We start from the raw sequence: 24,621 nt of genomic DNA on the forward strand, positions 1-24,621 counted from the left end.
GCAGCCATTTGTGCGCGAATTGGATTCAAATCAACATACGCCATACAGGCGAGTACGGCCGCATCATCTAACAAGGCTTGAGATTTAAACCGCCCTTCCCAAAAACGGCCTGTTCACTTATCTTCTTTATTGGCCATTCTAGTAATGGGTTCACTCAAGGAACCCATAAACCAGCTAATGTCAGTCAAACGTTGGCGGTATTGAATGATACATTCATGAGCCGTCTTTAACTCAAATTCATTAAGCACTTCACCTTTAACAAATTTATGGGTCAGCAATGTAGCTTTAACGCCTTTTTACCATAGGTATTATCAAGCTAAGTCAGTTAAACACCGAAGCCTATTCTCAAACTCATTGATGGGGCTAAGCGCTTAAAAAGGTTGCAATTTGAAGCGGTTAAAAACCCATTGGCAGTCAGCCAGTACTAGATCTAGAAGTTAGCTTCACCAAGCTAATAACCTCACTCTATTTTCAAACTTACATACTCACTAAAGCCACAAGTCATATAAAACCTTAACTGAGTAAAATTAGCAATAACCAAGTGCGTAGCCCTTGCTAGAGCCTTTCTATAGCTGGTGTAACCTGCTCAAAATCAAAAAAATATACAGTTTACACTTACTAAGCATTTAAATTTGGATAATTCATGTTATAAATAAAGAGTATTGGTTAGCAAAAAGTAAACAGCATGTTGCTAGCAACAGCTTTGCGCAACGTAATAATCTTGAAATATCATTGCAAGCAAGAAATGCATGATACGAAGCTAAACAAAGTCGCCTAAAGAGTACTGCACTGAAATATTTCACTAGGTGATATTAAAATTAATAGAATTATAAAAGGAGGTTATATGTCGCTCATAAAGCTCTTAGTACTATTTACATTCAGTGTTACTTTTTCGCTTTCCGCATCCTCAAATAACGCTAAAAATGAAGAAAAACTTGTTCTATCATCTTGTAAGTCGCTAAATAACGAATCAGCCACCATTTCGGCTATGCCATGTACTTACTATATTCAGGGCTTTCTTGCTGGTGCATTAAATACGAGTCAGCAATACGAACTTAGAAACAATACCGAAGGATTTGCTGACAGAGCTTACCGTACTCGAGTTGGTACACAGACATCCAAAAAGCTACCTACAATCGTATGTATACCCGCAGATGTAACTCGAGAACAACTGGTTCAGCAGATAGTCGATCGAACAATTAACCAACTGTCTCCATCTACAGATTCTTTTAATGACCTTCACAGGCAAGTATATCAAGCATTAGCTGATGAATCGTCATGCGAGCAAAATGATTAACGAGTAAAAAGCTAACCATAATAATCTTAAAACTCGCCAGGTTTTGTACTGGAGTTAACTAACACGAAGCATTAAATAATATGACACAAAAAAATAAAAGCGGCGTTGTTCCAAGCCATAGGCTTAGCCTGTTATTAACCTTAGCCCTATTTTGGTGGATTAACTCAAATTACACTAACCCGCTTTTATTATCACTGGGTGCAGGCTCAATCATGCTGGTGCTTTATATTGCCCAAAAAATGGATGTTATCGACCAAGAAACGCACCCAATCCGTCTAAATGCCAATATGCCAGGCTATACGATATGGTTAGTGAAAGAAGTTATTTTATCTAATATTAGTGTGGTTAAACATATCTGGCTGGGTAACAGCAGTATCTCTTCAACACTCACTACCATAGACACTCGCCAATGCTCAGATATTAATAAAGTCATTTACGCCAACTCCATTACCCTAACCCCTGGCACAGTAGCGATAGACTTAATTGATGACAAGCTTACTGTTCATGCTTTACATAAAGATGGTATCGACGCACTAAAAGCCGGAGAGATGGACCGCCGGGTAAGGGAGCTTGAAGACTAATGTTAGCTACTGCCACCATCGCTATTCTCGTTGTTATGCTACTGGCAATCATTCGCTGTATTGCCGGCCCGACGCTTTATGATCGAATATTAGCTTTCAACTCTTTTGGTACTAAAGCCATACTGCTTATTTCGCTATTGGGCTTTTTAATGGGACGCCCAGAGTTTCTCGATATCGCCCTTGTTTATGCCCTCATTAACTTTATCAGCGTCATCGGCGTTTTACGCTATTCAGACTCAGCCGAGTTCAAAGTGACCCCCTATAAATCTCATTTAACCAAGAAGAGGAAGAAATGAATCTCTTACTCGAAATAAGCAGTGGTTTATGCCTGCTAATTGGTAGCTTCCTTTGTTTTTCTGGTGGTATAGGGATTATTCGTTTCCCTGATTTTTACACCCGAATGCACGCTGCAAGCGTAACCGATACCTTAGGTGCAAGCTCAATCCTGATAGGGTTAATGCTGCAAAGCCCAAATGGTTTAGTACTCATTAAGTTGGTATTGATTTTAGTATTCACACTCTTTATCAACCCTTCTGCTAGTCATGCCTTAGCAAAAGCGGCATTACATAATGGCCTATTACCGCAAAAAGATAAGCCTGATCCTCAGGGAGGAAACAAGCCATCGAAGCCTTAGTAGATGTAATACTATTAATCTTTTTAGTGGTCATCGCCATCGCTATCGTTCGCATGAGAGATCTATTAGCGGTCGTCATGTTAACCGGAATTTATGGCTTATTATCAGCCTGTTTCTTTGTGGTACTCGACGCTGTAGATGTTGCCTTTACCGAAGCGTCTGTAGGTGCAGGAATATCAGGCTTACTCATGCTAGCCGCCATTACCATGACTGGCCGAAAAGAGGCGCCAAAGCGGCATAAACCCTTTCTTGCACTGTTTGTTGTACTCGTCACTGGTAGCATGCTGATCTACGGTACCCTAGATATGCCTTATTTTGGCACTGTTGATGCGCCAGTGCATCAACATGTTGCCCCGCGCTATATTCATGACTCGATGGACGAGGTAGGTGTGCCTAATATTGTGACGTCAGTATTAGGGAGCTACCGAGCCTTTGATACTTTAGGTGAAGTAGCCGTTATCTTTACCGCAGGTATTGGCGTGCTTTCGCTGTTATCACTGCCTCGTCGCCGTAAAAAAATTCAATCTGAAGAGCCAACAGAAGAACAAATGCATGAGCGCCACATGGTGGTGCGCATCGTCAGTAAAACACTTATTCCTTTAATCTTGTTATTTGCACTGTATGTACAATTCCATGGTGACTTTGGGCCTGGTGGCGGATTTCAAGCAGGTGTTATCTTCGCTGCTGCGATTATTCTTTATACCATGCTATTTGGTTTAGATACCGCTAAAAAGGTATTTAATCCGGCGCTAATTCAATTGCTTGCTGCTGTTGGGCTTTTGCTCTATGCCAGTGTCGGAGTTGTTTCCATGATTAATGGGGCTAACTTCTTAGATTACAACGTACTGGCTGAAAATCCGATTGATGGCCAGCACTTAGGCATACTGCTGATTGAATTAGGCGTGGGCATCACTGTCGCTTCGGTGATGTTAAGCATCTTTTTCAACTTTGATGGCCGCAGACAAGCTCAGGCTCAAATTCAAGCTGAGAAAAACAGCTCAGATAAAAAAGGGGAGCAGGATGTTTCTCGGACTCTATAACTATTGGATCGTCGTATTGTTGATGATGATTGGCTTTTATATCGTTATCGCCCATGGAAACTTGGTTAAGAAGTTAGTTGGACTCACCATTTTTCAAACCTCAGTGTTTATTTTTTATATCAGTGTCGGCATGGTCGAGCGTGGTAGCGCACCGATATTGGCTGAAGGGATCAGTGATTACTCTAACCCGCTGCCCCATGTGTTAATTCTAACTGCCATTGTGGTGGGTATTGCGACCACAGCGCTTGGTCTAGCACTGGTGATCAGAATCAAAGAAGCCTATGGCTGTATAGAAGAAGATGAGATCCAAAAACAAGATCAGCTCAACGAGGACGAATCATAGTGTTAGCTCACCTGCCTGTTTTACAAGTTGTGGTGCCGCTAATGGCAGCCCCGCTATGCTGGTTCCTAAATCGCTCCAAACTTGTGTGGATATTTGCCTTATTGGTGTGCAGTGCTACCTGTATCAACAGCATAATATTACTAATTGAGGTCATGAAGTCTGGCACCATTACCTATGAACTTGGGGGTTGGGAAGCACCTTGGGGCATTGAATATCGCATCGATAAGCTGAACGCCTTTTTACTGCTAATCATCTCCACCATAGGTACTGTGGTGTTGTTTGCCGCTAACACCAGCATACAAAAAGAGTTAGACGAAGACCGCCACACCTTATTTTACAGCTTATACCTGCTGTCTTTAACCGGCATGTTCGGCATTGTGGCAACCGGTGATGCCTTTAATGTATTTGTATTTTTAGAGATTTCCTCACTGTCCTCCTATGCCTTAATAGCCTTGGGTAAAGATAGACGAGCACTGTGGGCTGCCTACCAATACCTGATAATGGGTACCATTGGTGCCACCTTTATTTTGATTGGTATTGGCATGCTCTATCAAATGACGGGCACGCTAAACATGAGCGATTTAGCTGTTAGGTTAGTTGATGTTGGCCACACCCGTACAGTATTTGCAGCATTCGCCTTTTTAATTGTCGGGATCTGCTTAAAGCTGGCGTTATTTCCACTGCACCTGTGGCTACCTAATGCTTATGCCTATGCACCTTCAATTGTGACAGCATTTTTAGCAGCAACCTCAACTAAGGTTGCTGTGTATCTGCTCATTCGTTTTACTTTTACCGTACTTGGCATCTCTTTCTCATTCACCACCCTGCCCCTGCAAAGTATTTTAATGGTGCTTGGTCTTATAGGTGTTTTTGCCGCATCTATCACGGCTATTTATCAGCAAAATGTGAAACACATCTTAGCTTACTCAAGTATCGCTCAGGTGGGATATATGATCATTGGCTACTCGATTAATACCAGTACCGGCATTATGGCCACCTTACTACATTTGTTTAACCATGCCTTAATGAAAGGCGCGCTGTTTTTAGCATTAGGCGCTGTAATGTACCGCATTGGCAGCGTCCAGCTCAAACAGTTCCAAGGCTTAGGTAAACAAATGCCATTGACCATGTCAGCCATCGTTATTGGTGGGCTCAGTTTGATTGGTGTGCCATTGACCGTCGGTTTTGTCAGTAAATGGTATCTGCTTATCGCCAGTGTTGAGGCTGGTATGTGGCCAGTGGCCGTTCTTATTCTATTGGGATCACTGCTGGCGATTATCTATATCTGGCGTATTGTAGAAATGGCTTACTTCAAGCCGCCACTTAATGGGTGTGAAACTGTCAAAGAGGCGCCTTGGACCTTCCTCGCCCCTATTTGGGCGCTCATTTTCGCTAATATTTATTTCGGTATAGATACTCGCCTAAGCGTGCAAGTTGCACAGGCGGCTTCTCAAAGTTTGTTTGGAATAACCCCATGAATCCATCTTTGCCGCTGATGTTACAGCTAACTATCTTATTGCCTTTACTGGCAACCTTTGCAATTGCAGCAACAGGAAAGAAACCTAACCTGCGTGAGGCTATCACCATCAGTATCAGCCTTATGGTGCTTTACTGCGTAATCAATATCTACCAAGCCCTCATGGCTGGTGCCAGTATTGAGGTCTCATGGTGGGAGCTGATGCCTGATTTAGAGGTGAGTTTTGTCGTAGAACCGCTCGGTATGCTGTTTGCTCTCATTGCCAGTTTTCTTTGGCTAATCACCACCATTTACGCCATCGGCTATATGCGTGACCATAATGAGGATAACCAAACTCGCTTTTATATCTGTTTCGCTTTGGCGATTAGTGCAGTGATGGGGCTCGCCTTTTCAGCCAACCTGTTTACTCTGTTTATCTTTTACGAAGTGCTCACTCTATCAACCTATCCGCTGGTGACTCACGCAGGTACAGACAAGGCCAAACAAGGTGGCCGTGTCTACCTCGGTATCTTGCTCACTACCTCTATCGCCTTTTTCTTACTGGCCATCATCTTAACTTGGTTTGTGACTGGCACCCTTGAATTTACAGCAGGCGGCGTATTTGATGCCGATGTGGATACCACCATTGCAGGCATAATCCTAATGCTATTTATATTTGGCATTGGTAAGGCTGCCATTATGCCATTTCATCGCTGGCTACCCGCAGCGATGGTGGCACCAACACCGGTCAGCGCCCTGCTTCATGCTGTAGCGGTAGTAAAAGCAGGGGTATTTACGGTATTGAAGGTGTGTATTTTCATTTTTGGACTCGACCTACTCCCCCAATTACCAACTACTGAATTTTTACTTTATTTAGCTACCCTTTCAGTGCTCTTAGCTTCAATCGTGGCGATGCGACAAGACAACTTAAAAGCCAGATTGGCCTACTCAACAGTGAGCCAACTCGGCTATATCACTATTGGGGCACTGCTAGCTACTTCATCGGGTGTGATTGGTAGTTCAATGCATATTGCCTCCCATGCCTTTGGCAAAATTACCCTATTCTTTTGTGCTGGCGCCATTTTGGTGGCTAGCCATAAATCTAAGGTAAGCGAAATGCGCGGCTTAGGTTTTGCCATGCCAATCACCATGGGCGCTTTTTTTATTGCCAGCCTTAGCATTATCGGCGTTCCACCAGCCGGAGGGACATGGAGTAAATGGTTCCTATTGATGGGCACTATTGAAACCGGCTATTGGGTTGTCATGGTTGCTTTAATGCTCAGTTCATTACTCAACATCGCCTACCTACTACCTATTCCTTACCATGCGTTTTTCCCCGGTAAAGGGTATAAGTCATCAAGTACAGATATTAAAGAAGCACCAATGGCTTCATTAATCGCATTAATTATCACATCCCTAGGCTGCTTGATTATGTTCATCCATCCACAGCCCGTTTATGAGTTGGCGAAAGCTATCTTGACTGTATCTGGAGTTAGCCATGGACAATGAGAAGCAATATCTCTTTGATAAACCGAAAAACATTCAGCGGGTTTTATACCTGTTATATACCTGTTGTGCATTGCTTGTGGCACTTGATTTTGTTATTCATCGCCATGTTTATCATAGCTGGGAAAACCTGCCAGCGTTTTATCCTATCTATGGCTTTGTCGGCTGCGTCATCTTGGTCATAGTCGCCAGCTGGATGCGTACCTTTTTGATGCGCCCAGAAGATTATTATGGACCCGTTGAAGAGCTTGATAATAGCAAAATTGAAATAGTCGACGTCAGCGATGGCCACGCCAAAGAAGCTAACAATAAAGGTGATCGCAATGTGGATGCTTGAGTTACCGCCGTTTGTGCTGTTTATCATTGGCGGATTGATTGCTGCTACAACTCGTGGAAAGCTGCGCGGTGCCTTGATGATAGCGATTCCAGTGATCAGCGGATTGCATTTGTGGACTGTGCCAGAAGGCGTCCATTTGCAATTGATGTTTTTAGACTATGAATTAATCCCTTATCGCGCAGATAAATTAAGCCTGATGTTTGGCTATATTTTCCATATTGCCGCATTTATTGGCATCGTCTACTCATTGCACGTTAAAGATACAGTGCAACAAGTTGCCGCTATGCTGTACGCAGGTAGCGCTATTGGTGCGGTGTTTGCGGGTGATTTACTTACCTTGTTTGTGTTCTGGGAGCTGTTGGCATTTACCTCAGTATTTCTAGTTTGGGCTCGTCGTACTCCAGCAGCATATAGCGCGGGAATGCGCTACCTCATCATGCAGGTTCTCTCTGGGGTTATTTTGCTGATAGGTGCGCTGTTTTATATCTCTGAAACCGGTAGCCTAGCCTTTGACTATATCGGCCTAGATAGCATTGCAGGATGGCTTATCTTTATTGCCTTCGGTATTAAGTGTGCTTTTCCTTTTGCTCACACTTGGCTTACCGACGCTTACCCTGAAGCGACGCCGACCGGTACAGTGTTACTCAGCGCATTTACCACTAAAGTGGCGGTTTATGCACTTGCTCGGGCTTACCCTGGCACTGAGTTGCTGATATACATTGGCGCTACAATGACCTGTTTCCCAATCTTCTTTGCGGTGATTGAAAACGATCTTCGCCGAGTGCTTGCCTATAGTTTGATTAACCAAGTAGGCTTTATGGTCGTCGGCATCGGGATCGGGACTTCGCTGGCATTAAATGGTGCAGTGTCTCATGCTTTTAACGATGTCATTTTTAAAGGCTTGTTGTTTATGAGTATGGGCGCCGTACTGCATATGACAGGGCGTATAAATGGCTCCGATCTCGGCGGCCTTTATAAGACCATGCCAAAAACCACGATACTGTGTATTGTTGGTGCGGCCTCCATTTCTGCATTCCCTCTGTTTAGCGGTTTTGTCAGTAAATCCATGGTGATGTCTGCCGCAATGGAAACTGGCCATGACTGGGTCTGGTTAATGCTACTGTTTGCGTCAGCAGGTGTTTTTCATCACGCGGGGATCAAAATCCCTTACTTTGCCTTCTTTGCCCATGACTCGGGTATTCGAGCCAACGATCCACCGCTCAATATGTTAACAGCAATGTTTATCGCTGCCTGTCTATGTATTGGTATTGGTATTTATCCTGCAGCGCTTTATTCTCTGCTGCCATACGATACGGGTTACAACCCATATGATGCGACCCATGTACTCGCTCAGACTCAGTTATTACTGTTTTCAGCATTAGCGTTCGTTTGGCTCAATCTCAAAGGTAAATATCCACCAGAGCTTCGCTCTACTCACCTTGATGTAGATTGGGTATACAGGCGCTTAGTGCCTAATGCACTACAGCGCATATTTGCAGTCATTTGGAAAGTGGATGGCGAAATTCGTCAATCAATTCGTGGGAAGTTAGACCAATGTCAGCAGTTTTTAGCGCGCCAATACAAAGGGGGGGGGAGCTTTATCTCGAGCGACTATCCATCTGGCAACATGGTGCTTTGGGTAGCAGTGATTCTAGCCAGCTACCTATTCATTGGCTTTATAAACTGACTCAGTCTCATTAATATACTCTCTAGCTTGTTTGCCTATAAACATGAGTAAACAGGCTACTTGTTGTTTTTTTTGGAGTGGATCTCAATTAATAATCAAGTAAATTATTGAATTAAAATTTAGCTTCAATCAATAAATCCTATAGAAAAAAACAGGAGTTTTGCCAACCAAACTCCATGTAATTTGGTTGCTTATTTAGCGCTTAAACCCTAGATGTGATAAAAGCCTTTCAAACCTAATAACAACCTCTTAGAATGGTTTTTATCATCATTTGTAGAGTCGATTAATGCTTAGATTAATTCAATCAAATCAGATGGAAGTTCTGTCAGAACAACTGTCTAAAATGCTCGCTATCCCCCTTGATAACGCTAATTTACTCGCAAATGAACATATCTTGGTGCAAAGCCCGGGGATGTCGACTTGGCTGCGCCTAGAAGTGGCTAAATATAATGGTATTGCTGCCGCCCTGTCCTTTCCGCTGCCGTCGAGTTTTACCTGGCAGTTATGCCATGAACTGCTGCCAGATGTGCCTAAAGATAATGCCTTTACTAAAGCGGCGATGACGTGGAAGTTAATGGATTTACTGCCGCCATTACTTGATGACCCTGACTTTGCGCCGCTACAAGCCTATTTAGCTCCGGTTGAAAATCAGCACGCCAACCATACAGATGAAGCGCTACCCTATATCCAAGCTGGCAGTTTTGATGCCATTAAGCTGTATCAATTATGTGGCCGTATTGCCGATATTTTTGACCAATACTTAGTGTATCGCCCTGAGTGGATTCAAGCTTGGGAGCAAAACGAGCATCCGCTGAAGCTGGAAGAAAACCAGCGTTGGCAACCTAAGCTCTGGCGGGCACTGATTGAATATAACCAGCACCACCTTCATGCCAGCACTTATCATCGCGCCAACTTACATCAACACTTAATTGCTGCACTGCAAAACCCTGACACTGTAATTAAGTCGCTACCTGAGCGATTATTTGTGTTTGGTATTTCTTCTATGCCGCCACAAACCTTGCAAGTGCTGTATCACTTGGCTGAACGCATTGAAGTGATTATGTTTTCCTTAAGCCCTTGTCAGCATTACTGGGGCGATATTGTTGACCCTAAAGCTCGCGCAAGAATGGCGCTGCAATATGTTGATAAAAAGCAGTTAGGCGAGCAATGGGAAGAAAAGCTCGAAGTGGGTAATCCGATCCTGGCTAACAATGGCAAAATGGGCCGTGAATTACTGGATTTAATGCTAGAGCTTCCGCCAGAACACACTGACTTTAGTTACGACTGCTATATCGAGCCCGAACAATCCCCTGACAGTTTAAATCTACTCCAAGGGGTGCAATACGATATTCTGCAAATGGAAACCCTAGGCCAAGCCCTTGGCCCTGATGCAGCACTTTATCAAAATGTCGCCAATAGACGCTCGTTAAGCCAGCAAGACCAATCAATTACCCTGCGCAGTTGCCATAGCCCGCTACGAGAAGTCGAAACCCTGCACGATCATTTACTCGAGTTACTGTCAAGCAATGCGAATGACAACGGTAAAACATCACTAAAACCCAAAGATATCGTGGTGATGATGCCCGACGTGGCAGCTTATGCGCCTTATATTGATGCAGTATTTGGCACCAGCAATAGCGGTTTACATCGAAGTAATCAAGACTCAGGCAAAACAGCCAACTACTATATTCCCTATGCCATTGCCGATAGAGGCGCAGCTCAAGAGTCACCGCTAATTAACAGCTTTTTGAATTTACTCAATATTAATCAAAGCCGTTTTGGCCTCACTGACATTATCAGTATTCTCGAAGTCCCAGCAATTTTACGAAAATTTCAGCTCGATGATGATGCTCTGCAGCTTATTAGACGTTGGCTAGATGATGCCAACGTGCGTTGGGGCCGTGATGAAAAAACCCGATTGCAACAAGGAGTACCAGCGTTTAAGCAGAACTCTTGGGCATTTGGTATTAGCCGCTTAATTCAAGGTTATGCTTTTAATGATGAATCAGCGCTTTATAACGATTCACTGCTAGTACAAGGTGTTGAAGGCCAGTCTGCGCAAATTCTTGGCTATTTACTCAATTTCTTAGAGGCCATTGACGAATATCAACTGCAACTGGCTAGCCAATGTCCAACCCTTGAACGTATCGCGCAGCTACAAGCTTTATTAGAGGTTTTCTTTGATGCTGATGATGACGAGCGCGAGCAAGTTCAAACCATTCGCGAAGCCTTAGTCACCTTAAGTACCGAGCTTGAAGACGCCGGTCATCAAGGTGAACTCGATGTTGAAGTGCTCAAGCAATGGTTTAATCAAAACCTTAATGAATCTCGAGTTGGTCAGCGCTACCTTGCAGGGAGTGTGAACTTTTGTACCTTGATGCCGATGCGCTCAATTCCTTTTAAAGTGGTATGTTTACTGGGTATGAATGATGGGGTGTATCCACGAGTACAACACCCTGTTGGATTTGACTTAATGGCCCACAATGGCGCTATTAAAGGTGACCGTTCCCGCCGATTAGACGATCGTTACCTGTTTTTAGAAGCTTTATTGTCTGCCAGAGAGCAATTTTATATCAGCTACATTGGCCACTCTGAGCGTGATAACGCTGAACGAATTCCCTCAATGTTGGTGTCAGAGCTAACCGAGTATTGCCAGCTGTGTTATTTTGCTGACTATTATTTCACTACAAATAATGAGCCTCAACTCGAAACCAGCCAAGGCTTATGTGAAAGCTTTCGTGAAAGCGTTGAAGTAAATAATGCCGATAAAGCAATATTACGCCATTTAATCCAGCAGCAACCGCTGCAGCCCTTTGATGCCAAATTGTTTACTGCAACTCAGCAAACTAAATTGCAGCAAAGTTATAATCATCAGTGGTGCCCGCCAAGTATCGCAGATGCGAACCACTTACTTAATAATGCCCGCTTCTTTAACCGCCTTAAGCCGTTAGATTTAGCCAACGATGACAACCCATTTGATGCTGTTGCCGACGATGGCAGCGCCATTGTGCAACTTGAATTGTCGGCATTATTACGCTTTTTCAGAAGCCCAGCGCAATTCTTTTTCAATCGCAGTTTAAAAATTGATTTTAATTTACGAATTCAAGCTGACGATAACGACGAGCCATTTAACTTAGATGCATTAGAGCGCTATAAATTGCAATCAGCAATGATTGACAGTGCAGTGCATCACCAACTTGAACACGCTGACATTGAGTTTATCAACCAGCTAAAAGCCAGTGGCAGTTTACCCATGGCGCCCTTTGATGATGTGCTGCTTAATCGCTATCAAAACGACATTAAATACGTCATTGGTCGGGTGCTCTATCTCACAGGCGATAAGAGCCACAGTCAGGAAGTGGATATTGATTTACAGTTTGAAGGGCTAACGCCGCTAAACAGCGAGGCTTTAGACAGCACTCAATCAAGCATTAACGTTAACCTTATTGGCCGCATCGATGATATTTACGCTAAAGGGCAAATAAATTATCGCCCTGGCACTGCCCATGGCCGTGATTTTGTCAGGGTGTATTTGCGCCATTTATGCCTTAATGCCGCAGGGGTTGAGAAAAACAGTTACCTGCTGGATATTGGCCATTTTCATGCCTTTAGCGCAATTACGCCAGAGTCCGCTCAGCAATTATTACAGCAATTTATTCAAGCTTATCTCAATGGCCAAGCCCAGCCGTTATGCTTTATGCCGCGCACCGCGTTAGCCTATGTTGAAGCCGATGGTGATCATATGGAAAAACTGCAAGCTGCCGAGCCATTATGGCTTGATGAACAATCAGGCTTTGGTGAAGGGAACGATCCCCATAATCGCCGTTTATTTAGTTTTCCTGAAGACTTTACTGAAGCTGAATTTGGCAAAACAGCCACCATGTTACTGCAACCTATGTTGAGTATTTATCACAAAGGCACCCTCGCCGAGCTTGACGAATATGCTATCCAACCACCTAAGCTCTCTGTAATTAAAGGGGGCAAAGCCTAATGACTCAAATTAATGACAATGCTAGCAAGTTAGAGGCCGCTAACACCGAAATGACTGACTCTGAAATCGCTAATGGCAAAGAAACTCACTCAAAAGTCAGCAAGCTTAATCCGCTAACACTGCCTTTTGCAGGTTCAAGCTTAATTGAAGCCAGTGCTGGCACAGGTAAAACCTACACCATTTCTGGGCTGTATTTACGGCTATTACTGGGCGATAAAGATAAAGCGCCGCTCACCTGTGAACAGATTTTAGTGGTGACCTTTACTAATGCCGCCACCGAAGAGCTGCGGGATCGAATTCGTAAACGTATTCAAGTGGCCTTTAAGTGCTTTATTGGCTTAGACACCAATGATGAATTTGTAGAGGCGCTGTACCAACAAGTACCAGAGTCTGAGCGGGCAATTGCCCTAAGACGGTTAGATTTAGCACTAAAGTCACTAGATGAAGCGGCGATTTTTACCATTCACGGTTTTTGTCAACGCATTTTATCTGACATGGCGTTTGAGTCATCGCTATTATTCGAGTCAGAATTTACTCTCGATGACAGTGAGTTTTTACATCATGCCGTGCGTGATTTTTGGCGTGAGACCTGCTACCCACTGCCACAAGTATTAGCCCAAGTGATTGATAACGAGTTTGGCGACCCTGATAGCTTGGCTTGGCAACTTAAACCGTTACTCGGCGCGAGCCAAGCCAATATCCCGTTTGTGGCGAAAGAGTTTAACCAGTTAGCTGATGAATTAGTTCAAAGCCTTGCTCGCTTTAAAAAGCGCTGGCCAACAGACAGTGAAAAAGAACTGGAACTGCTACACAGCTTACCGCTCAATGGCGCGAGATTCGGCAAAAAAGCCGATGATTATCCAAAGCTTGCGGCCATGTATGATCGCTTAACCAATTGGGTTAGCTTCGGCAATGGCCTGCCGCCAGTTAAAGATTTAGAAATGCTGGCGCTATCTGAGTTAAAACTCAATAAAGGTGGCACTATCCCCAGCGCAAATGATGCGCCGCTGCTCGATCATATCGAGCGATTATTTGCACTTATCCAGCAAATAAAGCCATCATTTTTAATTCGCGCCCGTGACGGTATTCGGCTGCGATTTATGCTGCAAAAAGCCCAGCGCAACTTAATGACCCCAGATGATCTCTTGATCACCTTGGCTGATGCCTTATCAACTGCTACTAAATCAACTGATACTGAATCAACTGATACTGAATCAACTGCTACTGAATCCAGCGCACACCATTTAGCCAAAGCCATTGCAACACGCTTTCCGGTGGCATTAATTGATGAATTCCAAGATACTGATCCGCTGCAATTTACTATTTTCTCAAACATTTATCAGCAGCAAACCCAGCTTGATAGTTTAAGTTTATTAATGATTGGCGATCCCAAACAAGCCATTTATGCCTTTCGCGGCGCCGATATTCATACCTATATCCATGCCCGTAAGCAAACTAAAGCGCACTATAACCTCGAAACCAATTACCGCTCATCCACGGCACTGGTCAATGGGGTTAACCAGCTCTTTAGCCAACATCAGGATCCATTTATCAGTGATGCGATCCCTTATGATGTGGTTGATACCCCAGCCAGCGCTGACAATAAAAAGCTCACTGAAGCCACTGAAGACAAATCAGCGCTGCGAATTAAACTGCTTGGCGAAGGTGAAAGCGGCTTAAATAAAACTACTGCCCGTCATCTACTGGCGAATGATGCTGCCAGTGAAATAAAACGTTTATTAACTGAAGCGCAAACTGAGCAATGCCATATGAATGGCACAGCGCTCATCGCCAAAGATATTGCCGTGTTAGTGCGCGATAAAAATGAAGCCTCGGTGATGAAGCAAGCCTTAAGCGAGCGTAATATTGGCGCAGTATTTTTAAGCCGAGATAGCGTATTTAACACCCAAGAGGCCTTTGAACTGGCGATAATTTTACGGGCTATTGCTAACCCGAAAGATGAGCGCTGCCTTCGCGCAGCACTTGCCACTGAGCTTATGGGTTACAGCGCCCAGCAAATTCATCTGTTTAATCAAGATGAAGAGCAGCGACAAAGCTTACTGGACCAATTTGCTGATTGGCATCAAACCTGGCTTAAGCGCGGCATCATGCCTGCGCTGTTAAGTTTGGCTAACCAAACCCAGCTGATTAAGCGCTATTTAAGTAAACAGCTTAGCCCAAGCGTCGACAGCAACTCAGATAGTATGGCTGATAGTAGTGTTGATAGTAGTGCTAATAGTAATGCTGAAAGTGGCGAGCGCCGACTCACCGATTTCCGCCATTTGTGCGAACTACTGCAGCAAAAAGCCACCGAACTTGATGGTAGCAGCGCGATAATGAATTGGTTTGAGCAACAACTGATTGATGCTCAAGGCAATGATGAGCAGCAATTGCGCCTTGAAAGCGAACAAAATCTGGTGCAAATCGTTACCATTCATAAAAGTAAGGGGCTTGAATATCCCGTTTGTATGGTGCCATTTATCAGTCTCGCGCGGGATAATCGCAAAAAGCCTGCGCCTATGCTTTACCATAAAAATGACCAATTAGTTTGGGATGTTGAGGGCACGAAAGAAGGCTGGGAGCAATACAAACAAGAAAACCTCGCTGAAGATTTACGTCTGTTATACGTGGCGCTCACCCGTCCGGTTTATGTGTGTTACTTATACATTGCCAACCATAGCCGCATGCTTAAAGCAGGGGTAAGTAGTCACTTATACGAAACCGCCATTGGTTATTTATTGGGGATCACCACTAAAGATTGTGATTTTGAGTTGTTATCACAACAAGCACTGGCCATAAAAACCAGCGCGCCAGTGCCCGATGCCATTAGCGTGGTTCAGCTAGAGGCGATTGATGACTCAGTACTCACTGAACTTAATGGCCAGTCGCAACAATTGGCGGCAAAAACTTTGCAGCGTGATTACCACACCCCATGGCGAGTTGGCAGTTACTCAGGTTTGGTGAAACACCTTGCCCATGAAAAAGTCTCTCCGGGTGCCGACGATGAAGACTTTAGCCAAGAAACCCTGCCGCAATTTGAATCCGCAGCTGACATCAACCCTTTTGACACTGATGTTGAAAACAACGCCATTAATCGTTTTACCTTCGAGCGCGGCGCCAATGCCGGTAGCTTCATGCATTTGGTGTTAGAGCTATTTGATTTCACCAATGCTGAGGTTGAATTGCCACAAGCCTTACCCAAAGCCATGGAGCAATATGGTTTTGACCAAGAGATATGGACAGATACCTTAATCCAGTGGTATCAACAAATCCTTCATAGCCCGCTCATTACCAATAATGCAGCGCAAGATAATCAGCTATTAAATGATCATGGTTTGCCACTGACATTAGCCCAGTTAGCCCCAGAGCAAAAATTAGTTGAGATGGAGTTTTATCTGCCCATTAGCCAATTAAAATCTCAGCAGTTAAATCAGTTGTTACAACAATATGGTTATGATGCAGGGCTTGAATTTGACGAGCTACAAGGCATGTTAAAAGGCTTTATCGATTTAACCTTTGAGTATAAAGGCCAGTATTTTATTGCCGATTATAAATCTAACCATTTGGGTGACGATTTAACATGTTATGACCATATTGCGATGGCGACAGCCATCAGTAGCCACCGTTATAATTTGCAATATATTCTTTATACCTTGGCACTGCATCGTTACTTATCTTTGCGAATGCCAAGTTATGATTACCAGCGTCATATAGGCGGCAGTTTTTACCTTTTCTTACGTGGTATGAGCCCAGAAGCTTCAGGCGCAGGAATATTTTTTGATAAACCGCCATTGGCCTTAATCACTGATTTAGATGCACTATTTTCAAACAACAATGCATTGGAGCAAAAATAATGATTACCCTTAGCGCCCCAATGACTCAGTTACTTAAAAATTGGCAACAACAAGGGTTAATTACCCCACTTGATCGTCACTTCGCCCTTGAAATGGCCAACTCTCAGCTCGCTCAAGTTGATGCCAAAAATGACACTGCTGATGAGTTTTTATTATTAATCTGTGCGCTATTAAGCCAGCAATTATCAAGTCAGCACAGCTGCTTAGTTATCGATAATATCGATCTTGATAATCCGTTTTGCGAGCAAGAGTCCCATTGCAAGTTAACAATAACCCACCAGCAACTCAGTGACGCTATCGAAGCATTAGCCTGTGTCGGCCAACCTGATGATAACCAGCCATTAATTGTTGAGCATAACCGATTGTACTTAAACAAGTATTATCACTTTGAAACCCAAGTGGCAGCCCGATTCAACCAGTTGGCACAAGTTAACTTAACTGTTGATACCGCAACGCTAGCGCAATATTTGAATGACTTATTCGATGAAAAACAAGATGTAAATAGCAAGAGCATCAACTGGCAAAAAGTGGCCACTGCTACGGCGCTAACTAAAGCCTTAGCGGTGATTACTGGCGGCCCCGGCACAGGTAAAACTACCACTGTCACTAAGTTGCTCTTGTTACTGCTAACTCAAAAAGCCTTAACCATTCGACTGGTGGCGCCAACCGGTAAAGCCGCAGCGCGATTAAGTGAGTCCATTAAAGCCTCTAAAGCGCGGCTAGTAAGTCAAGTTGAGCAAACCGCTAAGCCAGAGCTAATTGATGCCCTAAGCAAAATTCCTGAAGAGGCTGCTACCCTGCACCGTTTGTTAGGAGTGATCCCTAACTCACACTTATTTAGACACCACAAAGATAACCCTCTTAGGTTAGATTTATTGGTGGTCGATGAAGCATCAATGGTGGATTTGCCTATGATGCATAAGCTATTAAGCGCCCTGCCTAAAAATGCCCGCCTAATATTATTGGGCGATCAAGACCAGCTGGCATCCGTTGAAGCAGGCGCTGTATTGGCGGATATTTGTGCAGGGTTAAAAGTGACGGCCGATCTTAGTGCTAATGCATCACCATGGCGAATGCGCTATTCAGAGCAGCAAGCCAACTTATTGCAGCAGTTAACTCAGCAAAATACCAGTCAGTTTATCCATCCTAAACCTATGCTCGGCGACAATTTATGTATGCTGATGCACAGCCACCGCTTTAAAGGTGATGGCGGCATTGGCTTGCTGGCCAATGCGGTAAACTATGTCAACATCAACGGCATTCGCCGTGAGTGGCAGTGCGGCCATCAAGAGTTAACTTGGATAGAGCATCAGCCCGACGCCCAAAGTTTGCCGTTATTGCAATCGGCAGTGGCAGCTTATGCCGAGTACTTACAAAAAGTGCTCGATAATCAGTATGCTTACTCGCAGCAATTAAGCTGTATTTATGGCGCAGAAGAGATTATTGATACCTTCAATAAATTCCGCATTCTATGTGCCATGCGCTCAGGTGAATTTGGCGTTGATGGCATGAACCTCGCCATCACTAATGTGCTCAAACAGAATCATTGGATAAAACCCACTCAAGAATTTTACCTTGGTAGACCGATTATCATTCAAAGTAATGATTACAATTTAGGCTTATTCAACGGCGATATTGGCTTGATATTGCAAGATGAGCAAAAGCCCGAAAAATTAATGGCCTACTTTGTTAAAGCCGATGGCAGCTTGTTAAAAGTACAACCTGCAAGGCTGCCCAATCACGACAGTTGCTTTGCGATGACCGTACATAAAAGCCAAGGCAGCGAGTTTGAAAAAGTCGCCTTTGTGTTACCACAAAAACCCAGTAACGCCCAATGGCAGCTGCTGACTAAAGAGTTGGTTTATACCGCTATCACTCGCGCCAAAGAGCATTTTATTTGTTTAGGCACACCGTATGTATTTGAGCGTGCCAGCAAACAGGTAACCTCACGCGCATCAGGTTTAGCGCTGAGGTTATGGGGAGAGGATAACGAGTAGTTGGTATCTCAACTATGGATACTGCCGCCAAGCAATTGATCAAATAGATATAGATAGAGCTAGAAATGTAACTTTTTGATGTTTTTTCCATAAAGCAGCTAAGTTAGTTCCTATGAGTTAATTCATAGAAACATGGAAGTATTATGGATCTAGAAAAGAGTTTAGACCAAGCAGATAAGACAATAAATGACCCTAACCCGCCTAGATGGCAAAAGATAGGTAAAGAAAACTATAACCTAGCTCTCAATCGATTCAGCCCGGGGCATGAATTTAAAATTGCGCCGCTACATAAGGAAGACTTTGAAATGTTGCATTTATTGTAACCCATATCACTAATGATAAAATATCCACTGTGATTGATTATAACGGCGAACTTATAAGTGTTTCAGTCGCGTTCAATGATCTAGCTTGTGACTCAAAAACTCCCCCCTCAACGGGCAAAACCTCTAAGCCTATTTTAAGCTCTTCAGCTAGAAAGGATTCGTTTGAATGCGTCGCATTTTTAAAGCGAACAGGCTAGTATCATCGAACGGATAATCTTTAAAAACTTAAACTGGCAGTTATCCCGTTAAGATAACTGCCAAATCAAACACTAAAAACAACCTAAAAACTATCTCCAGGTATTCTTACCCAACCTTCCATAAGCACTCTTGCACTGCGGCTCATGCTGGCTTTATTCACCTGCCAGCTACCATTGGATAATGTCGCTTCTGCGCCCACTTTTAGAGTACCTGATGGATGACCAAACACCACTGAAGTACGTGCTTGTCCACCAGCTGCAAGATTTACTAGCGAGCCTTCAACGGCAGCAGCCGTGCCTATTGCTACCGCTGCTGTACCCATCATGGCATGGTGCAGTTTACCCATTGATAATGCCCGCACTTGTAAGTCAATATCAATGGCAAATACCGCTTTTCCACTTGATGAGTTATATGCACTTGGCGGCGACACAAAGGCAATTTTTGGCGTGTGTTGGCGCGCTGCAGCTTCATCAATGTGTTTAATTAACCCCATTTGCACTGCGCCATGGGCACGTAAGCTTTCGAAAAATGCTAATGCGCTATCATCATTGTTTATGTCATCTTGAAGCTCATTACCCACATAACCAATGTCGGCAGCATTAACAAATATCGTTGGAATACCTGCATTAATCATAGTGGCTTTAATGGATGGGATCCCTTTTGCGGTAAGCTCTGGCACAACTAAATCATCCACCACATTACCAGTTGGGAACATCGCCGCATCAGCGTCTGCTGGAGCTAAAAAATCAACCAGTACTTCGGCTGCAGGAAAGGTCACCCCGTCTAATTCAAAATCACCGGTTTCTTGCACTGCGCCGTTAGCCATTGGCACGTGCGCAATTATGGTTTTGCTGATATTGGCCTGCCATATACGCACTACCGCAATACCATTTTCAGGTACGCGGCTACTGTCAATTAAGCCATTGGATATGGCAAACGAACCCACAGCCGCCGTTAAATTACCGCAATTACCACTCCAATCAACGAAGGGTTTGTCTATGGCCACTTGGCCAAAAAGGTAATCCACATCATGATCGGCGTGGCGGCTTTTAGACAGTATTACCGTTTTGCTGGTACTTGAGGTTGCGCCGCCCATGCCATCAGTTTGTTTGCCATAGGGATCTGGACTGCCAATGACTCTAAGTAGCATGGCATCACGGGCATCGCCCGCAACTTGAGCCGCTTTAGGTAAATCAGTTAGATTGAAAAACACCCCTTTACTGGTGCCACCACGCATATAGGTTGCTGGAATTTTTATTTGTGGAATATGAAACATCATGTTTCCTAAAATCAATCAGCACAATGAGTGAGAGGCATTCATTGTGCTGATGTTTGTTAAATTTAACGCAGCTATAACTACTTATGACTCATCACTAGTCACTAATGGCTGGCCTCTAAAAAGTCTTGGGCAAAGCGTTGTAAAATACCGCCCGCTTCATAGATAGACACCTCTTCAGCGGTGTCTAATCGACATTTAACTGGCACAGTTAAATGCTCACCATTAGTGCGAGTAATGATTACTGATAGCGCCGCACCTGGAGTACGCTCACCGATAACATCGTAGGTTTCAGTACCATCAATTTGATAGGTATGACGGTTCTCGCCATTGGTAAACTCAAGCGGCAGCACGCCCATTCCTACAAGGTTGGTACGATGGATACGCTCAAAGCCTTCAGCAACAATCGCTTCAACGCCCGCTAAGCGGACCCCTTTGGCTGCCCAGTCACGGCTTGAACCTTGACCATAATCAGCACCTGCGATGATGATAAGTGGCTGCTTACGCTCCATATAGGTTTCAATGGCTTCCCACATGCGCGACTCTTGCCCTTCTGGCTCGATTCGGGCGTAAGAACCTTGCTTAATCACTTGCTTGCCATCTTTACCTAAGGTGGTCACCATTTCATTAAATAGTTTAGGGTTAGCAAATGTGGCACGTTGTGCGGTTAAGTGATCGCCGCGATGGGTGGCATATGAGTTGAAATCAACTTCAGGCAAGCCCATTTTATCAAGGTAAGCACCTGCTGCACTATCAAGCATAATAGCGTTTGATGGTGATAAATGATCGGTAGTGATGTTGTCACCTAATACCGCTAATGGGCGCATGCCTTTCATGGCGCGCTCACCCGCTAATGCGCCTTCCCAATAAGGAGGACGACGGATATAAGTACTTTGAGGGCGCCAATCATACTGTGGATAAATCTTAGCTGAAGAGTCGCTGCCGTATTCAACTTTGATATCAAACATTGGCTCATACACTTTGCGGAATTGCTCAGGCTTAACGCTAGCAGCGATAACCGCATCAATTTCAGCATCTGATGGCCAGATATCTTTAAGCCTTATATCGTTACCTTGTTGATCTTTACCTAAAACATCTTTTTCAATATCAAAACGAATGGTGCCAGCAATAGCGTAGGCAACCACCAGTGGCGGCGAGGCTAAGAACGCTTGTTTCGCATAAGGATGAATACGACCATCAAAATTTCGGTTACCTGATAACACCGCGGTGGCATATAAATCACGTTCAATCACTTCTTGTTGAATCACAGGATCGAGCGCGCCACTCATGCCATTACAGGTAGTACAGGCAAAACCGACAATACCAAAGCCCAAGGCTTCAAGTTCGGTTAATAAATTGGCATCTTCAAGATACAACTGCACCGCTTTTGAGCCTGGTGCTAATGAGGTTTTAACCCAAGGTTTACGTGTAAGCCCCTTGGCATTGGCGTTACGGGCGATTAAGCCTGCAGCAATCACATTGCGTGGGTTAGAGGTGTTAGTACAACTGGTAATGGCGGCAATAATACAAGCGCCATCAGGCATTAAGCCGGCTTCATTCTCAACAATACCGCTAATGCCTTTAGCGGCTAAATCACTTGTCGATACGCGGCGATGTGGGTTTGAAGGACCTGCAATGTTACGTCCAACACTGGATAAGTCAAAACGCAGCACGCGTTCATATTCTGCATTAACTAGCGTGTCAGCCCATAGGCCATTTTGTTTGGCGTAAGTCTCAACTAACTCAACTTGTTTATCATCACGGCCAGTCAGTTTTAAGTAATCAATGGTTTTATCATCGATATAAAACATCGCTGCTGTGGCGCCAAATTCTGGCGTCATATTTGAAATCGTAGCGCGATCGCCTAATGTCAGATTAGCGGCGCCTTCACCATAAAACTCAAGGTAAGTTGATACTACTTTTTGCTCGCGTAAAAACTCGGTAATCGCTAACACAATATCTGTCGCAGTAATGCCTGATTGACGCTCGCCGACCAGCTCAACACCGACTATATCAGGTAGACGCATATAAGATGGGCGACCTAGCATCACGCTTTCAGCTTCAAGCCCACCAACACCAATAGCGATAACACCTAAAGCATCCACATGGGGCGTATGGCTATCTGTGCCCACTAAGGTATCAGGAAATGCCACGCCTTCACGGGCTTGCACCACTGGCGACATTTTCTCTAAATTAATTTGATGCATGATGCCGTTACCGGGCTGGATCACATCAATATTTTTAAAGGCCGTTTTAGTCCAGTTAATAAAATGAAATCTGTCTTCATTACGTCTGTCTTCAATGGCGCGGTTTTTTTCAAAGGCATCTTTTTCGAAACCTGCATGTTCGACAGCCAGAGAGTGATCGACAATCAACTGCGTTGGCACTACTGGGTTCACTTTTGATGGGTCGCCGCCTTTTTCAGCGATAGCATCACGTAAACCCGCTAAATCAACTAATGCGGTTTGACCAAGAATGTCGTGACAAACAACACGGGCTGGAAACCAAGGGAAATCGAGATCTCGCTTACGTTCAATAATTTGTTTTAAGCAATCTGTTAGCGTCTCAGGTGGGCAACGGCGCACAAGGTTCTCGGCATAAACACGAGAACTGTATGGCAGTTTGTCGAATGCGCCTGCTTGAATATCATCAACAGCAGCTTTGGTATCAAAGTAATCCAGCTCTGTACCTGGTAACGGTTTTCTATAATTTGAATTCATAACCCAATCCATCAAGTTTGGTAATTGTTAGCTAGTTTGCAATTTGCATGTTCAACAAGGTCTGAAAAACAAAAGGCTGACCCATTGGCCAGCCTTTGACTGTTTATCTTTCGCTAATTGGCGTTACAGTGCGTGGCTCAGATCCGATGTAATCAGCACTTGGTCTGATAATACGATTGTTTGAGCGCTGCTCCATGACGTGAGCAGCCCAGCCAGTAAGACGTGAACACACAAAGATAGGCGTAAATAGCTTGGTTGGAATACCCATAAAATGATAAGCCGATGCATGGAAGAAATCAGCATTACAGAATAGTTTTTTTGTATCCCACATAAACTCTTCACAAGCCACTGAGATGTCGTACAAGCTAGTATCGCCATTTTCCTGAGCCAGTTTTTCTGACCAGGCTTTAATGATCACATTACGTGGATCTGAAGTGCGGTAAATCGCATGACCAAAGCCCATGATTTTTTCTTTACGCTCTAGCATGCCTGCCATTTGCGCTTTAGCATCGCTTGGCGAAGTAAACTTTTGGATCATGTCCATTGCTGCTTCATTAGCACCGCCATGAAGTGGGCCACGAAGAGTACCGATAGCACCGGTAATACACGAGAACATGTCAGATAAGGTTGAAGCACATACGCGCGCAGTAAAGGTAGAAGCGTTAAACTCATGCTCTGCATAAAGTATTAACGATACATCCATCACTTTACGATGTTGCTCTGAAGGCGTTTTACCATTCAATAGTTTTAAGAAGTGGCCGCCGATGGTTTCTTCATCTGTAACGCAGTCAATTTCAACACCTTCATGGCTGAAACGATACCAGTAACACATGATGGCAGGAAAAGCGGCGAGTAAGCGGTTTGCTGCTTTATGTTGCTCAGCAAAATCAGCTTCTGGCTCAAGATTACCTAAAAATGAGCAACCAGTGCGCATCACATCCATTGGATGTGCATCGGCAGGAATACGTTGTAATACTTCTTTTAATGCTTGTGGTAAATCACGCTGAGTCGTCAATACTGATTTATAAGTATCTAGCTGATCTTGCGTTGGCAATTCACCATTAAATAATAGATAGGCGACTTCCTCAAAAGTAGCATTTTCAGATAAATCGGCAACATCGTAACCGCAATAGGTTAAACCTGAGCCTGATTTACCTACGGTACATAATGCTGTATCACCTGCGCTTTGACCACGAAGGCCTGCACCACTTAGTTTCTTGTCTACCATAATGATTTCCTATTCTTTTATGTGTTTCGAGTACTATTTGGTTGTCTTTTAAATTATCGGTTTGCTTGTCGACAATCTTTGTTCAAGAACAATATTTGTGCATTAATCATCCAATCGCAATAAATCGCTATTGCTACAACGACAAAGCTTATA

At 44.0% G+C, this 24,621-nt stretch carries 17 protein-coding genes and 1 pseudogene; 14 read left to right on the forward strand and 4 right to left on the reverse strand.

Annotation, left to right across the window (positions count from 1 at the left end):
* Window positions 1-278: pseudogene (locus BCU94_RS10205) on the reverse strand (transposase); the annotation flags it as partial.
* A gap of 566 nt (window positions 279-844) precedes the next feature.
* Between BCU94_RS10205 and BCU94_RS10210 the strand changes: the two are divergent.
* The 14 genes from BCU94_RS10210 to BCU94_RS10275 all read left to right on the forward strand — a co-directional run bounded on the left by BCU94_RS10210 (window position 845) and on the right by BCU94_RS10275 (window position 19,046).
* On the forward strand, window positions 845-1,297 hold the full coding sequence (locus tag BCU94_RS10210) for a Rap1a/Tai family immunity protein (protein ID WP_102476327.1): 453 nt from the start codon (window positions 845-847) through the stop codon (window positions 1,295-1,297).
* 80 nt (window positions 1,298-1,377) lie between these two features.
* Entirely contained in the window at window positions 1,378-1,878 is a 501-nt protein-coding gene (locus BCU94_RS10215; protein WP_102440571.1) for a Na+/H+ antiporter subunit E, read from the forward strand.
* Complete coding sequence (locus BCU94_RS10220; RefSeq protein WP_102440570.1) at window positions 1,878-2,174, forward strand: monovalent cation/H+ antiporter complex subunit F; 297 nt, start codon at window positions 1,878-1,880, stop codon at window positions 2,172-2,174. The genes BCU94_RS10215 and BCU94_RS10220 overlap by 1 nt, the downstream gene beginning before the upstream one ends.
* The gene (gene mnhG / locus BCU94_RS10225) at window positions 2,171-2,512 is read left to right on the forward strand and encodes a monovalent cation/H(+) antiporter subunit G (protein ID WP_102440569.1); all 342 of its coding nucleotides are present in this window, start codon (window positions 2,171-2,173) and stop codon (window positions 2,510-2,512) included. Before BCU94_RS10220 ends, mnhG begins: the two co-directional genes overlap by 4 nt.
* A gap of 26 nt (window positions 2,513-2,538) precedes the next feature.
* Window positions 2,539-3,552: a Na(+)/H(+) antiporter subunit B gene (locus BCU94_RS10230; RefSeq protein WP_277869117.1), complete on the forward strand. Its 1,014-nt coding sequence runs from the start codon at window positions 2,539-2,541 to the stop codon at window positions 3,550-3,552.
* Window positions 3,533-3,895 (forward strand): cation:proton antiporter subunit C, encoded by a 363-nt coding sequence (locus tag BCU94_RS10235; RefSeq protein WP_102440567.1) that lies wholly within the window; start codon window positions 3,533-3,535, stop codon window positions 3,893-3,895. Before BCU94_RS10230 ends, BCU94_RS10235 begins: the two co-directional genes overlap by 20 nt.
* A complete protein-coding gene (locus BCU94_RS10240; RefSeq protein ID WP_102440566.1) occupies window positions 3,895-5,373 on the forward strand; it encodes a monovalent cation/H+ antiporter subunit D family protein in 1,479 nt (492 codons plus the stop codon). The genes BCU94_RS10235 and BCU94_RS10240 overlap by 1 nt, the downstream gene beginning before the upstream one ends.
* A complete protein-coding gene (locus tag BCU94_RS10245; protein ID WP_102476328.1) occupies window positions 5,370-6,860 on the forward strand; it encodes a monovalent cation/H+ antiporter subunit D family protein in 1,491 nt (496 codons plus the stop codon). Before BCU94_RS10240 ends, BCU94_RS10245 begins: the two co-directional genes overlap by 4 nt.
* Window positions 6,850-7,194: a hypothetical protein gene (locus tag BCU94_RS10250; RefSeq protein ID WP_102440564.1), complete on the forward strand. Its 345-nt coding sequence runs from the start codon at window positions 6,850-6,852 to the stop codon at window positions 7,192-7,194. Before BCU94_RS10245 ends, BCU94_RS10250 begins: the two co-directional genes overlap by 11 nt.
* The gene (locus BCU94_RS10255) at window positions 7,181-8,881 is read left to right on the forward strand and encodes a Na(+)/H(+) antiporter subunit D (RefSeq protein ID WP_102476329.1); all 1,701 of its coding nucleotides are present in this window, start codon (window positions 7,181-7,183) and stop codon (window positions 8,879-8,881) included. Before BCU94_RS10250 ends, BCU94_RS10255 begins: the two co-directional genes overlap by 14 nt.
* 286 nt (window positions 8,882-9,167) lie before the next feature.
* Window positions 9,168-12,872: an exodeoxyribonuclease V subunit gamma gene (gene recC, locus BCU94_RS10260; protein ID WP_102476330.1), complete on the forward strand. Its 3,705-nt coding sequence runs from the start codon at window positions 9,168-9,170 to the stop codon at window positions 12,870-12,872.
* Between the two features lie 50 nt (window positions 12,873-12,922).
* On the forward strand, window positions 12,923-16,726 hold the full coding sequence (locus BCU94_RS10265; RefSeq protein WP_102476387.1) for a UvrD-helicase domain-containing protein: 3,804 nt from the start codon (window positions 12,923-12,925) through the stop codon (window positions 16,724-16,726).
* A complete protein-coding gene (gene recD, locus BCU94_RS10270; protein ID WP_102476331.1) occupies window positions 16,726-18,723 on the forward strand; it encodes an exodeoxyribonuclease V subunit alpha in 1,998 nt (665 codons plus the stop codon). The genes BCU94_RS10265 and recD overlap by 1 nt, the downstream gene beginning before the upstream one ends.
* A 143-nt stretch (window positions 18,724-18,866) precedes the next feature.
* The gene (locus BCU94_RS10275; RefSeq protein WP_102476332.1) at window positions 18,867-19,046 is read left to right on the forward strand and encodes a hypothetical protein; all 180 of its coding nucleotides are present in this window, start codon (window positions 18,867-18,869) and stop codon (window positions 19,044-19,046) included.
* Between the two features lie 280 nt (window positions 19,047-19,326).
* On the opposite strand, the gene prpF is transcribed toward BCU94_RS10275, so the two are convergent.
* From prpF to prpC, 3 genes are all read right to left on the reverse strand, one after another.
* Window positions 19,327-20,520, reverse strand: a complete 1,194-nt coding sequence (gene prpF / locus BCU94_RS10280; RefSeq protein ID WP_102476333.1) for a 2-methylaconitate cis-trans isomerase PrpF — start codon at window positions 20,518-20,520, stop codon at window positions 19,327-19,329.
* A gap of 104 nt (window positions 20,521-20,624) precedes the next feature.
* Entirely contained in the window at window positions 20,625-23,240 is a 2,616-nt protein-coding gene (gene acnD / locus BCU94_RS10285) for a Fe/S-dependent 2-methylisocitrate dehydratase AcnD (protein WP_102476334.1), read from the reverse strand.
* A gap of 103 nt (window positions 23,241-23,343) precedes the next feature.
* Window positions 23,344-24,468 (reverse strand): 2-methylcitrate synthase, encoded by a 1,125-nt coding sequence (gene prpC, locus BCU94_RS10290; protein ID WP_102440557.1) that lies wholly within the window; start codon window positions 24,466-24,468, stop codon window positions 23,344-23,346.
* Between the last annotated feature and the right edge of the window lie 153 nt (window positions 24,469-24,621).

This window comes from Shewanella sp. 10N.286.52.C2 (assembly GCF_002874545.1).
Classification (GTDB): domain Bacteria; phylum Pseudomonadota; class Gammaproteobacteria; order Enterobacterales; family Shewanellaceae; genus Shewanella.